The 13267-nt window shown below is 67.8% G+C and carries 14 protein-coding genes; 12 read left to right on the top strand and 2 right to left on the bottom strand.

The features are described 5' to 3' along the window. The first annotated feature begins 491 nt into the window (after nt 1-491). The 12 genes from OHT74_RS00575 to OHT74_RS00520 all read left to right on the top strand — a co-directional run bounded on the left by OHT74_RS00575 (nt 492) and on the right by OHT74_RS00520 (nt 10478). On the top strand, nt 492-677 hold the full coding sequence (locus tag OHT74_RS00575) for a hypothetical protein (RefSeq protein ID WP_266659460.1): 186 nt from the start codon (nt 492-494) through the stop codon (nt 675-677). A 283-nt stretch (nt 678-960) separates the two neighbouring features. After that, nucleotides 961-1374 (top strand): trypco2 family protein, encoded by a 414-nt coding sequence (locus OHT74_RS00570; protein WP_328618882.1) that lies wholly within the window; start codon nt 961-963, stop codon nt 1372-1374. A 260-nt stretch (nt 1375-1634) separates the two neighbouring features. After that, the gene (locus tag OHT74_RS00565) at nt 1635-2123 is read left to right on the top strand and encodes a contact-dependent growth inhibition system immunity protein (RefSeq protein WP_328623228.1); all 489 of its coding nucleotides are present in this window, start codon (nt 1635-1637) and stop codon (nt 2121-2123) included. A gap of 232 nt (nt 2124-2355) precedes the next feature. Continuing rightward, nucleotides 2356-3474: an IS630 family transposase gene (locus OHT74_RS00560; protein WP_328618881.1), complete on the top strand. Its 1119-nt coding sequence runs from the start codon at nt 2356-2358 to the stop codon at nt 3472-3474. Nucleotides 3475-3875: 401 nt separating this feature from the next. Next, nucleotides 3876-4511, top strand: a complete 636-nt coding sequence (locus tag OHT74_RS00555) for a hypothetical protein (RefSeq protein ID WP_328618880.1) — start codon at nt 3876-3878, stop codon at nt 4509-4511. 511 nt (nt 4512-5022) lie between these two features. Continuing rightward, nucleotides 5023-6096 carry a DNA polymerase III subunit beta family protein gene (locus OHT74_RS00550; RefSeq protein WP_328618808.1) on the top strand — a complete coding sequence of 358 codons (1074 nt, stop codon included), beginning with the start codon at nt 5023-5025 and terminating at the stop codon, nt 6094-6096. Between the two features lie 40 nt (nt 6097-6136). After that, nucleotides 6137-6790 carry a hypothetical protein gene (locus tag OHT74_RS00545; RefSeq protein ID WP_328618809.1) on the top strand — a complete coding sequence of 218 codons (654 nt, stop codon included), beginning with the start codon at nt 6137-6139 and terminating at the stop codon, nt 6788-6790. Nucleotides 6791-7024: 234 nt separating this feature from the next. After that, the gene (locus OHT74_RS00540) at nt 7025-8194 is read left to right on the top strand and encodes an IS630 family transposase (RefSeq protein ID WP_328618810.1); all 1170 of its coding nucleotides are present in this window, start codon (nt 7025-7027) and stop codon (nt 8192-8194) included. Nucleotides 8195-8805: 611 nt separating this feature from the next. Next, nucleotides 8806-9180, top strand: coding sequence for a hypothetical protein (locus tag OHT74_RS00535; protein ID WP_328618879.1), 375 nt, complete (start codon nt 8806-8808; stop codon nt 9178-9180). A 398-nt stretch (nt 9181-9578) separates the two neighbouring features. After that, a complete protein-coding gene (locus OHT74_RS00530) occupies nt 9579-9842 on the top strand; it encodes a hypothetical protein (RefSeq protein ID WP_328618878.1) in 264 nt (87 codons plus the stop codon). Then, complete coding sequence (locus tag OHT74_RS00525; protein ID WP_266659454.1) at nt 9839-10204, top strand: hypothetical protein; 366 nt, start codon at nt 9839-9841, stop codon at nt 10202-10204. Before OHT74_RS00530 ends, OHT74_RS00525 begins: the two co-directional genes overlap by 4 nt. A gap of 91 nt (nt 10205-10295) precedes the next feature. Beyond that, on the top strand, nt 10296-10478 hold the full coding sequence (locus OHT74_RS00520; protein ID WP_328618877.1) for a hypothetical protein: 183 nt from the start codon (nt 10296-10298) through the stop codon (nt 10476-10478). A 94-nt stretch (nt 10479-10572) separates the two neighbouring features. Here the strand turns inward: OHT74_RS00520 and OHT74_RS00515 are convergent, their stop codons facing one another. After that, nucleotides 10573-12030 carry a non-reducing end alpha-L-arabinofuranosidase family hydrolase gene (locus OHT74_RS00515; RefSeq protein ID WP_328618876.1) on the bottom strand — a complete coding sequence of 486 codons (1458 nt, stop codon included), beginning with the start codon at nt 12028-12030 and terminating at the stop codon, nt 10573-10575. 420 nt (nt 12031-12450) lie between these two features. Then, entirely contained in the window at nt 12451-13164 is a 714-nt protein-coding gene (locus OHT74_RS00510; protein ID WP_328618875.1) for an IS110 family transposase, read from the bottom strand. Between the last annotated feature and the right edge of the window lie 103 nt (nt 13165-13267).

Raw genomic sequence — 13267 nt, 5'->3', positions numbered from 1 at the left:
GCGTGTCGTCGGCCGCAGGCCCGCACTGGCTTCGCGTGGTCTGCGCCGAGGGCGGCAAGCTGTGGAACGGCCCGTCCACCTCCCGCACCCTCCCCGCTGCGGTGCCGCGCCCCGACCTGTTCCGCATCAGGGACTGGACCACCGAGTCCTACGCATACCGGGCCGAGCTGTACGCCTTCGCCCCCGCCCCGATCGTCTCCCCGCGCCCCCGTCCTCGACGAGGATCCCGGCCTGCCCGAGACGTGGTGGAAGGAGATGGTCGCCGCCCTGGACGCCCTCGCCGAGGTCCCGCCTCCGGCGGACCGCGAGGCCGTGCGCGAGGAGTGCCTGCGCCGCGTCATCCCCGAGTTCACCGGCCACCAAGTCCACGACGTCACCTGGGCCACCGTGCACGGCGACCTCCACTACGGCAACATCATCCGCGGCCCGCACATCCTGACTGGGAAGGATGGGGCCGCGCCCCGTACGGCTACGACGCGGCCACGCTGTACGTGTACGCGCTGCTGGCCCCCGAGGCGGCCACCCGTGTCCGGACCGAGCTGGCCACCGTCCTGGACCGGCCCGAGGCACGCACCGGACTGCTGACCGTGTGCGCCCAGGTCCTCCAGGCCCAGGACCGCGTGGACTTCTACGCCGAGCTGGCTGGTCCGATGCGCGATCACCTGGCTCACATCTAGGCGTATTGACCCGGGAGGTTGTGGACGGGTGATGCAGGTCTCGGCTGAGGGATCTTGAGATGGGTGAGGGCCTTCTGGCCTGGTGTGGATTGCGACATCCGCGTCAACACGATGACCTGCGCCATTCTGCTCATACCCGCATGTCATCGCGCGCCGCGCCGTCGGGCAAGCCATTCACGACGATGGCAGGCATCGGCGCGAATGGCCGTTTTGCTTCCCGGCGCCCCGTGGGTGTAGTAGACGGTTCCCAGGCGTCATCGGCTGGGGCAAGGGGTGGGAGCGTATGGAACCGGTTGGGTTGTCGGAGGCTCTGGACGAGTTGCGCAAGGAGCTGTACCGGGGGGGGGGGGGGGCGGACGGCGGGGCCGGCCAGCAGTTGCGGTTCGAGGTGGAGCGGGCCGAGCTGGAGCTCGAGGTCGAGTTCCGGCGTGAGGGCCAGGGGAAGGTGAAAGTCACGGTCGGCGCGTGGGGAGCGAAGGCGGAGGGGGAGGGCGGCCGCTCGCTGGGGTCGGTGAGCCGGCAGCGTCTGACCCTGTCGTTGAAGGTCCAGGACGAGGCGACCGGCGGGCAGTCGTGGAAGGCCAGCCGCGGAGCAGGGCGCGCAGGGGCTCCTTCCGATGCCGGGGCCGGTCAGGAGGACGGGGCGGCCGGGGTCGAGCTGGACGACATGGATGGTGTGCCGCCGTGGGAGCGTTGATCCGTGCAGCCCGGGCGTCTGGCCCTCGTACGGGTGGCGGGGCGGACGGAGGGGTCGGGCTATCTGGTCGGCCCGCAGCTGGTCCTCACCGCTCTGCACGTGGTCACGCGGCAGGCACGGGACCGTGCGGGAAGGCTGGTGAGCGAAGAGCTGCGGCAGGCCGGTGAACTGTCCGTCCTCGTCGGGCATCCTCGCGTCGACCGGCACGGTGCCTTCAGTCTCACCCCCGTGCCCCGGGCGGAGCGGCGGGCCCGGGTGGGCTGGCCCTACCCGCTGGGCGTGCACACCTCGGAGAAGCTCGACCTCGCCCTGCTCTGGCTGGACTGTCCCGTCGAGACGGCGGGGGAAGCGGTGCGCTGGTCCAGCTCGCCGACCACATCAAGCAGAGCATCGAGAGGGGCGAGGTCCCTCGCCCATCGGAGCTGCCCGAGACCCGTTGGGAATGGCATGCGCGTTTCCCCGAACTCGGACAGTTCCTCGGCGGCTGGTTCTCGCAGGACATGCCAGACGAGTTCACCGACCACGAGGCGGCCGTTCGCGACTACGCCGTCTCGACGGACCGCACTCTCGTGGCCCGCGTCGTCGGCGAGATCCGCGAGCTGCTCGCACTCGGACTGGACGAGGCCGACCACGCAGTCGCCGTGGCAGAACTGGGAATGGAGCTCGAACCGCCGGGAGACCACTCTCCGGGCAGCTGGCTCAGTGCCGTTGCCGATGAGCTGAGCGGCTTCCGGCCCAAGCACGTGTAGCCGGCTACTGCCGGTGGCGACGGCGGTCCCCTCAGGCCCGAGAACGGCGTACTGGGGTATGGACTCCAGCTCGACGACCGAGCCAAGGCGAGGTACTTCGACCCCACCCTCGATCAGCTGGCGGTGTAAATCCTGCAACACGCACTTCCTTAGTGCTGTGACCGGGAAGGTTCGCCGGGTTGCTCGTTGTCCTGGTTGGAAATGGCTTACCCAACCAGGGTGGGGAGGCGGGATGGCGCAACTGGTCCGGGTTCGCAGGCTGACCGAGCAGGAGGGGCAGAAACTTCAGCACATCGTCCGGCGAGGCAGTACCAGCTCGGTGCGGTTTCGGCGGGCGATGATGCTGCTGGCCTCAGCCAGCGGCAGCACGGTCCCGGTCATAGCCCGTCTGGTCCAGGCGGACGACGACACCGTCCGCGACGTGATCCACAAGTTCAACGAGATCGGGCTCGCATGCCTTAAACCTCAGTGGGCAGGAGGCCGTCCCCGCCTGCTCAGTCGTGACGACGAGGACTTCGTCATCCAGACGGCCACCACCCGACCGACCCAGCTCGGCAAGCCCTTCACCCGCTGGTCGATCCGCAAGCTCGCCGATCACCTGCGCAGGAACATTGCCCGGCCTGTCCGAATCGGCCGCGAGGCACTGCGGTGCTTACTAACCCGGCGCGGGATCTCCTTCCAGCGCACGAAGACCTGGAAGGAGTCCCCGGACCCGGACTTCGACGCCAAGCTGGACCGGATCGAGTACGCGATCAACGAGCGGCCGGACCGCACCTTCGCGTTCGACGAGTTCGGCCCGCTCGGCATCCGCCCCACCGCCGGATCGTGCTGGGCCGAGAAGAGTCACCCCGACCGCCTCCCGGCGACCTACCACCGCACCCACGGCATCACCTACTTCCACAGCTGCTACTCGATCGGCGACGACCAGATGTGGGGCATCAACCGGCGCCGCAAGGGCATCGACCACACCTGGGCAGCCTTGAGAACAATCCGCGCCGCCCGCCCGGACGGCGCCCCGATCTACGTCATCCTCGACAACCTGTCCGCCCACCTGAACTGGCGAATCCGCAGGTGGGCCGCGAAGAACAAGGTCGAACTGTGCTTCACCCCGACCTACGCCTCCTGGGCTAACCCCATCGAAGCCCACTTCGGACCCCTACGAAAGTTCACCCTCGCCAACTCCCACCACCCCAACCACACCGTCCAGACCCGGGCCCTGCACGCCTACCTGCGCTGGCGCAACCAGAACGCCCGACACCCCGACGTCCTGGCAGCCCAACGACGCGAACGAGCACGCATCCGCAGCGAGAAAGGCATCCGATGGGGCGGCAGACCACGAACAGCAGCCTGACCACCCAACACAGCGAACCTTCCCCGTCACAGCACGGTCAGGCCCGTGCCGACACAGTCGGTGCCACCCGGCGGCGGCCACGCGTTCGCGCGGCACTTGGATCACCCAATTGACATACCTCGGCGGTAACGAGGTCCGGGACATCGGCTGGGCGGGGTAGGTCGTCACGCGGCGATGACGCCCTTCTCGGTCCACACAGCCCGCAGCCCAACCATCGGGCGCAGGACCGGACGACGGCCTCCGCGGCTTCCACGTTAAACAGGTCAATCGAGTGAAGTGGCTGTTTCCCCTGCCGTTTGCGCATCAATAGGGCATTCCGGGGCGCTACATTTCCCCCGATCGGCTCCCCCGCTCGCTCCCGGAGTCGATGGTGGATCTTCAGGGGACAGGAGAAAATCAACGTGGGAACGCACGGTTTGAGACGGCGGTTGTCTGCCCTGGGCACGGTGGTGGGGCTGGGCGTCGCGCTGCCATTCGCCGTAGGGGCCACACCCGCCTATGCCCAGGCAGAGGGGATCTTCGCGAAGAGCCACGAAGGGAACTTTGCCCAAGGCGGGCAGGGCGTCTACAAAATCACCTTGACCAGCTCCGGCTCGGATCCAATTACCACCGGTGTGCGAGTAGCCGACGCCCTTCCGTCAGGGCTCACACTCCAACAGCTAAATGTTTCCGGCCCGCTGGCCTGGGAATGCGTCGTGGAGGATACCCACTTCACGTGCGACGCCTTCTTCGGCCAACTGGAGCCGAATCAGAGCGCCGTGTTCACGGTGACGGTCGGTGTCGCAGGCGACGCTCCCTGCACCGTCACCAATACGGCTACCGTTTCCGGCGGCGGAATCGGCCCTGACTCGTCGAGTGACCCCACCACCATCACCGGCGGCAACTGCAACGGCGGCAACGGCAACGGGGGCTCGATCCTGCCGATCAATCTCAACGGCGTCATCCCGATGTTCAACAACATCACCACCAACAACAACATCAACAGCCCTGGCGCGAGCAACAACAGCCGCCAGAACTTTGGGCTGAACACGCCCTGAGTCTGTGGCGCCAGGTCCCCAGAGCGACGGGAGCTGAGCCGCCGTCACGCATCCGCGAAGCCCCAGCCGTCCAGTCACTGGCTGGGGCTTCGCGCTACCCCGCTACGCGGCGACCACCCCAGCCTGGGTCCACAGGGCGCCTCAGGCCTTGCACCGTGCGCAGGGCTGGGCGCCGGCGCCCCCGTAGACCTCGAGGTGCCGCCGCACGCGCACGGGTGTGTGGACGCGAGCTCGCGGGACTCATCGCCTCCCCACGCTGGTTGGGTAAGTCATTTCCAATCAGGACAACAAGCAACCCGGCGAACCTTCCCGGTCACAGCATTAGATGCGTCGATCACGGCAGGCCGTGATCGACGATAGTGCAGTTAACGTCAATGCCGTTGACTTAGTGGTCGAGTTTGGAAGTCCTTCGGGGGTTGACGCTGAGGAAGCTCCCGTGCCTGGTGGTGGCGTGGAACGCGCCGAGGGGCGAGTTGACCTTCAAGTTGGATGAAGGTCAACAATCGGGTCCATGGACGGCACCACGGAACTACTGAGCATCAGCGCTTTCGCGCGGCGAGTGGGTCTCGCTTCGAGCGCCCTGCGTTTCTACGACGACTGCCGCGTTCTGCGGCCAGCGTGGGTTGACGGGGCGACCGGATACCGCTTCTACAGCCCTGCTCAGGAGGCCCGTGCCGCTCTCCTGCGCAGTCTGCGAGAAGCGGGACTGCCGCTGGCCGAGGTCACCGTGGTACTCGATGGGCCCGAGCGTGAGGGCCGAGAGGTGTTGGAGCGGCACCTGGAGAGGATGCGGGACCAGACTCAGACCGCCAAGGCCGCCATCGCGGTGGCTCTGCGTTCCCTCTCGACTGCCGACAGTACGACGGAAGCGCGGATCGGCGGCGTGGAGTTGGCCAGTGCAGTACGCCAGGTGGTGCCGGCCGCGGCTTCCGACGGGGAACACCCTGCGCTGGGTTGCGTCCTCATCGAATTCGAAGACGGCGAGGTTCGTCTGGTGGCCACCGATCGCTATCGCCTGTCGATGCGCGTCCTGAGGCTAGCGGCACTCGACGGAGGGCCCCGCCGTCTGCTGGTGCACGCGGCTGACCTGATCGAGTTCGGTCAATGGGCAGCGCGAGTCCACCAGGTCACCATCCAGGTCGGACCGGACGGGGCCCGAGCACGCAGTACGTCAGAGTCCCGTGTCCTGGTGACGACCGATGACCTGTTCCCTGCCTACCGCGAGATGCTCTCGGCTCTGGCCCCGCCCGAACACCGCGTGATCGTGGATCGCCTGGCCCTGCGTGACGCGGTCAACAGCCACGCAGACGCTACACACCTCGCCTTGAGCTTCGCCGGCGACGAGCTGGTCGTCTCTCTCGCCGATCACTCCAACGCCGTCACCCTGCCTGCGATCTGCCATGGAGACCTGCCCCAGCGGATCGGGTTCGACCCTGCCGTCCTGGCTCCCGCTCTGGAGGCCAGTGTCGGGCCCGACGTTCTGCTGGAGATCTCCGCCGTAGACCGGCCTGTCGTGGTGCGTTCCGCAGACCAGGGCAGCTTCACCACGCTGGTCATGCCCGTCTCCCTCAGCACCTCCAGCTGATTCTTCCTCAACACCGCACCTTCATCACCCCAGGAGAACCGTGACCGACCCCCAGAACATCGTCGTGCAGCTGTGCGTGCAGGGTATGCAGGCCGAGACCGAAGGACGAGATGCCCGAGCGCGGGACCTCTTTCTCCAAGCGTGGGAAGCGGCTGAGGACGACTACGACGCCTGCATCGCCGCGCACTACCTCGCCCGGCACCAGCCAACCCCGCAGGAGACCCTGCGCTGGAACCAGGAGTGCCTGAACCGGGCCGACAAGGTCGGCGACGACCGTGTCCGCGGCTTCTACGCTTCACTTCACGGCAACATGGCCCGCGCCCACCGGGACCTGGGCCAGATCGACCAAGCCCGCGAACACTTCGAGTACGCAGCGAAGCACATCGACGACGTCCCAGCAGGCCCCCACCAGCAATGGCTCCGCTACCGCATCGCGGCAGGACTGCGTGCCACCGCCCCGGCCGCACCACAGCAGCACGAAGACCCGGTCGGCGAACTCCTCACCAAGCTCTGCGCCCGCACGGACCTCGAAGCCCTGAGTCTGCTGCTGCCTCCGTACATGGGCAGCCTCGGCACACCTGAGGACGAGGAGAGCATCACCGCCGCCCTGCGCATGCTCCATGCCGAGCGTCGCCTTCCCGACGAGGAGCAGACCGCCCTCAGCCACGCAATCAAGGTGCGGTTCGCTGTGTGAGCACCCGATCCTCGGTGACACGCGCGTAGGCAACCGGCCGCCTTCCTCGGTGCCGATGGACCTTCAACGATCACGCCGGCCCTCCGACCTCGCGGTCGGTGGGCCGTCATACGTGCCAGTCACTACCCGCTCCTCCTACCTCCCCGAACGTCCAACGAGGTGGCAGGAAGAGCGGGGGACAGTCGAAATCGCTCACGCTTATCGGCCTGCCGCAGGATCCAGGGGGACAGGCACTTGTCCATACGCGCTGCCGTGGCGGTGGTGCTGACCGCCTCCGAGCGCCACCGACTGAAGAAGATGGCTTACGGTCATAAGACTCCTCACCAAGCCCGGCAGCGTGCAGCAGTCGTCCTCCTGGCAGCACGTGGCTGGGGTAATGGCAGGATCGCCGCCGAGACCCACCTGCACGTGGACACGGTCCGGACCTGGCGCGGCCGGTTCGCTCATGGCGGGCTGCCAGCCCTGGCCGACCGCAAGCGCTCAGGGCGCCCCGCCCGTTTCACTCCCGTGCAGGTTGCCGAGGCCAAGGCGCTGGCCTGCCAGTTACCCGCCGAGACCGGCGTACCGCTGTCGCGCTGGTCCTGCCCTGAGCTGGCCGCCGAGCTGACCGCGCGCGGGATCACCAACACCGTGTCCGCGTCCACGGTGCGCCGCTGGCTGCGCGAGGACGCGCTCAAGCCCTGGCAGAACCGGTCCTGGATCTTCATCCGTGACCCGGACTTCCGTGCCAAGGCCCAGCGTGTCCTGGACCTGTACGCCCGCACGTTCGACGGTGTCCCGCTGGGCGAGGACGAGTACGTCGTCTCCAGCGACGAGAAGACCTCCGTCCAGGCCCGCTGCCGCTGCCATCCGACCCTGGCCCCAGGCCGGGCCCGGGCGATGCGCGTCAACCATGAGTACGGTCGCGGCGGTGCGCTGGCCTACCTGGCCGCCTACGACGTCCACCGCGCGAAAGTCTTCGGCCGCTGCGAGCCGAAGACCGGAATCGTCCCCTTCATGAACCTGGTCACCCAGGTCATGACGACCGAGCCCTACGCGAGCGCCAGACGCGTCTTCTGGATCGTCGACAACGGCTCCTCCCACCGGGGGAAGAAGGCCATAGACCGTCTGACCAAGGCGTTTCCGAACGCGGTCATGGTCCACACCCCTATACACGCCTCCTGGACGAACCAGATCGAGATCTTCTTCTCGATCGTCCAGCGCAAGGTCGTCCGACCCAACGACTTCACGGACCTGACTCAGGTCCGGAACCGGCTCCGAGCGTTCGAAGACCGCTACAACGCCACGGCACAGCCGTTCCAATGGAGGTTCACCACCTCCGACCTGGACGATCTACTGGCCCGGCTCGACCGACACACATCCGCCGACCGACAAGAAGAATCCTCCGTCGCCCTGGCAGCCTGATCAACCCCCGAAGGACTTCCAGCGCCGACCACTTAGGGGTCTGGTGGGGGTGCGACGGCCGCGATGACCTGGAGGGTTTCTGCTGGCCGTCGGGTTGGCTGTGGTGGTCGTGGCCGGTCCGGGTTCCAAGAGAGGAAGCGGGACATCTTGCGCTTCGCCTGGCGGATCACTGCCCGGAGTCTGCGAGGCGGGTTGATCTCCTCCTCGAGTTCACGGGCCACCGTGGAAAGGTGCTGAGGGGGGAAAATCCCTGTTCAGCGAGGTGATGCTCCGGCGGGCTGCCCGCAGGGCCGCGGCGAAGGAGAGCCGGTCCGGATCGAGGGGTTCGCTGCGGTTCACCGCTGCTCTGTGCATCAGGATTCTCAAGCCGGTGTAGAGAACCAGGTGCGCGTAGATTACCGGCGCGCGGCCCTTCGCGGGCGGCGGATGGCCGGTGCCCACCCAGCACCTTCACCAGGTGCCCGCGCGGTCCGCTCCTTGCGGCCTGAGGTACCCGTCGAGCTCGAGCGGCTGGTGGCGGAGCTGCTGAGCAAGGATCCGCAGCAGCGGCCCGCGAGCGCGGCAGCCGTTGCCCGGCGACTCCAGGCCCTTGCGGCTTCCTTGCGGCTTCCTTGCGGGTCGCCGAGGCGACCGTCGCCATCACGGCGGGCGCCGGCACGCGGCCCCGGACGGGTCTCGCCTCGAGAGTGGTCACGCCGACCGAAGGCGTACCTCGGCGCCAGGCCGACCGGGCATCGCGGCCGACGGCCTGGCGGGCCGGGGCCGGGACGGCGGCCCTGGTCGGCGGACAGCTGGCGGCCTTCACCGCCTTCCCGGACACGGCAGGCGCTCTGCTGGGTGTCCTGGCCAGCGGCTGCGTCGCGGCCAGCTCCCGGCTGGAGGCACGCCACGACGACACCCACGGCGTGGACAGCGGGCAGAGCGTGGTCGGGGTGTTCGTGGCGCTGGTGATCGCCTCGGTGACCATGGTCTTGCTGTGGGGGTGAGCGCGATGCGGTGGTGGGCCGCGGTCCTCGTGGGCATGGTGACCGGGCCGTTGCTCGTGACGGTCGCGGCCGGCGTGCGGGCCCTGGTCGAGCAGGTGCTGCACCGCGGCGGGCAAGAGGCCGAGTTCGCTTCCACCGCCGGTCTACTCAGCGGGTCCCTGTGCTGTGCGCTCGTTGCCCACGAGCCCAAGGACCTGTCGGGGGCATCATCGCGGCCGGAATCGGCGCCTGGGTCGCAAGCAGCCTGGCCGTCGGGGTGCTGTTGCCCTCCTCCAGGCCCGGACTAGCAGCAGTTCCAGTTTCGAGCTGCGGGAGTCGTTCGGCTGCGCGAAAGGGCGCTACCCCCGGTTCCTCCTCTTGCTAGCGGCTGGTATCAGCGGCTAGCTATGGTGGTGGGTATGGGAAAGCAGACGAACATCCGACTGGACGAGGGCGTCAAGGCGGCCGCAGAGGAAAGGGCCAAGCGCCGCGGTTTGAGCCTGCAGGGGTACGTGGCCGATCTGATCGAGCAGGACGTGAAGGAGTCACGCGCCGCCTTCATGGCCGGCGCCTCGGCGTTCCTGGCCAGCTACGCCGACCGGTTCGAGGCGGAATTCGGTGAGGACCGGTACCCCGGCCTGCAGGCAGGACAGGCAGAGACCGCGCCGAGGGACGCCGCGTGAACCTCCGGATCGACCTCGCCTGGATCTTGGCAGTGGCCCAGCAGATCCCAGGGGATCCCGAGGTCGTCGACTACGGGGTGCCGGTCGCGGCAGAAGCACGTCATCGTGCGGAGGTCCTCGACCACGAGGTCTACCCCGAGCCTCACCACAAGGCGGCGGCTCTGCTGTGCGAGCTGGCCAGAAACCCCAGCCTGGAGGTGAGGAACCTGCTGTTCGCAGCCACGGTGACCGCGGCCTACCTGGCGGCGTGCGGTCTACCCGTGAGCCCCGGCCTGGACACCGTGCTCCCCCTGACCCGCGCGGCACGGGACGGGCTCCCGGTGCGGGAGGTCGCCGCTCAGCTCAAGGCTTGGACGAGCTGATCCACCCGCCACGACCCACGGTCTGCGGGGCGGCGTAGGTGAGGGCTCACGGGGAGGAGATCGCGGTCGAGGGCGAGGCGGGCTGCGTCGGATGGGCGCCCTGTGGTCCGGGTACACGGACCAGGGGCTGGTCCTGTCACTGATGGCCAGCGCCGTGGTCCTGAACAGCCTGTGGCGCTCGGGCACCCTGGACCGCGCCCCGCCGCCCAATGCGGACGGGACACAGGATGAGGAACCCCAGCCGATGCCCGGCTGGGGTTCCTCGGTGCGGTGAGTATCGGTCAGCAGGTGGAGTTGCCCACGCCGTAGACAGCTCGTGTACGCGTCGGCGGACCGCACCCCATTGCGATCACCGTGGATCAGGCGGGTCAGCGCTGCAGGGTGAGCAGGCCCGGCCGGTACGGCAGTTTCAGGTAGTCGGTGCCCGCCGGTGTGTTGGTGGGGAGGCCCTGGTAGAGGAACTGCAGGTTGCAGGGATCGATGGTCTTGGACTGGTCTGGGTTGTTGCGGACCAGGTCGCCGTGACTGACGCCCTTGGCCCAGGTGGAACCGCTGTTGGCCTGGCCCGCGAAGGGGCTGCTCTCGCTGCCGGCCTGGACGGCCCACGGACCGTCCAGGCTGGAGGCGGTGAACGAGCGGAAGTAGCGGTTCGTACCCTGCGCCTCAACGATCATGAGGTACTGGTTCTGGCCCTGGACCTTGTAGACCTCCGGCGCCTCGAACAGAAGGTCCGTTGTGTCGCTCATGACCGTCGTGTACGAGGAGCCGAAGCTGCTGGGGAAGTTCCCGATCGGCATGCTGGCCCGGTAGATCTTGCCGTTGTCAGCGGCGAAGAACAGGTACATGTTCTGGTCATCGGCGATCATGGTCGGGTCGATCGGGGCGTCCTTCTGGCCCTGGGGGCCGACGGGGAGGCTGCCGGTGAACAGCGGCTGCGAGGCGGACCAGCCGTTGGGGTTGGTGGGGTCGCTGGACGTGCGGTAATAAAGCGGCCACTGACTCCACTGGGACACCATCACCCAGACGTTCTTGGGCGCGAAGTAGAACACTTCGGGCGCCACCGCGGGATCGTTCATCCCCGTCTGGGTGGCCGTCGCCATGTCCGACCAGTTCGTGAAGGGACTGAACCCCGTCGAGCCCCACGACGTTCCGTTGGAGGTCGTCCCGTAGACCAGGTGCTTGCCGTTGTACGTGGTGGTGCTGAAGTCCTTCAACGCGACCTGCCCGTTCGCCGGCTCCGCCAGCGGGCCCGTCGATGTCCAGCGGTAGGTCGACGGAAGAGCGCACGTGCCGGTGCCGGTGCCGGTGCCGACGTCGGCGACGGGGACGAGCTGCCACTGCTGGTTGCTGCCGCCCCAGTCGGCGTACTGGACGATCTTGCCGCCGTCGGCGGTGGAGGCGCTCTGGACCTCGAGGGCCTTGCTGCTGTGGCGGTTCAGGAGGCGGACGTAGCCGCCGGCGGAGTCGGCGAGGCGGAACTGCTGGTTGGTCGCGTTGAGGTCGCTCCACTGGACGACGTCGGTGCCGTCGGCCGAGGACCAGTTGTAGTCGTCCAGGACCTTGCCGGAGTTACGGTTCTGCAGGCGGTAGTAGCCGCTGCCGGAGTCCAGGAAGCGCCACTGCTGGGCTTCGTTGCTGGAGCGGGTCCACTGGACGACTGGCGAGCCGTCGGCGGTGGCGAAGTTGTAGTCGTCCAGCGCCTTGCCGCTGTTGCGGTTCACCAGCACGTACCACTTGCCGGTGTCGACCGAGGCAGCCGAGGCGGACGACGGGTTCACCATCGCCAGGAAGCCAGCCACGAAGACCATCGAGAGCAGGGCGGCCATCCGCGGCCGCCATCCTCGCCGTGTCGAGGTTCGTGGAGCTGTACCGAGAGCGTTCATCTGCACCCTCCTAGGGGCGACTTGGGCAGGGGTCGGTCCTTCTCGGTGCGTGCGTGCGTGCGTGCGGATCGGGCACGGCACGTCCGAGGCGGCGGCAAGACGTGACCCCTGCGGGGTGGGGACACCGGATCTCCGACGCATTGTTAGCGCTAACAATTTGAAAGTCGAACATCTGGTGTGTTCACGGAGAAGACCATGGGACATGAGAGGTCGTCAAGTACCATGCCGCAATCTGTCCGTTACTGAAGCGCCATCAGAATCTCTTGCCTGTCAGAGTTGTTGACGGGATTGGTGTGAGCGCTCACACTCTTCGGCGCGGGCGGCAGTTACTGAGGTTTTTCAGGGTGGTCGGTGGGTCGAGTGTCAGGGCTCGTGGTTGTCACCTGCGGCTATGAGCAAGATGGCCGCGCTGTCCGGGCCAACCCCGGTCAGCTCCAGCAACTGCGGGTTGTGGGCCTGGGTGATGGAGGCGATCCGGCGGGTGAGGGTGGTGGTCTCGGCGGACAGCTGTTTGATGCGGTGGGCCAGCAGGTGCAGAGCTTGGTGCACCGCACTGGCTTGCGGATCCAAGCCGGCGCAGGCCGTGAACAACCTCGGGTTCGACAACCCGGCGAGGGATTCACGCAGCTGTGATGGAGCGCTGACCAGGAGTGCCTTGAGCTGGTTGATCGCCTGGGTCCGGTTGCGGACCGCGGAGTCCTTGACGACCTTCAGGACGCGGAGGTCCTCGACCGGACCGTTCCTGCTCTTCGGGGCGCTGGTGGCCCGGCCGCCCAGGACAGCCCGGGCGGCGGCTTCGGCATCGACCGCGTCGGATTTCCCCGAGCGTCGTCGCGCCGCGCGGTCCGGCCGGTTGACCTCGATGACTTCGATGCCTTCAGCGGCCAGGTGCCGGGCCAGCCCGGCGCCGTAGGAGCCGGTTCCCTCCACGCCGGCTCGCTGGACCGTCCCCAACCGGCTCGCCCAGGAGAGGAGTTCCCCGTAGCCCTTTGCTGTGGCGGGAAAATCCTGGGTACCCAGCAGGGCACCAAGAACGGTGACGACAGCCGCAACGTGCACGTCTTTGTGAGTGTCCACGCCGAGAACCAGCACGGCGGAGTGCGTGGGTGGCTGAGTGTTGCTGCTGTGCGGGATGCTGAGGGCGGTCGTTCGTCTCTCTCGATCGCTTCGGGACGGACGG

The sequence above is a fragment of the Streptomyces sp. NBC_00354 genome, assembly GCF_036106915.1.
Lineage (GTDB): Bacteria > Actinomycetota > Actinomycetes > Streptomycetales > Streptomycetaceae > Streptomyces.
The sequence above is the reverse complement of the archived record's forward strand: the minus strand, read 5'-3'. Positions and strand labels throughout refer to the sequence as shown.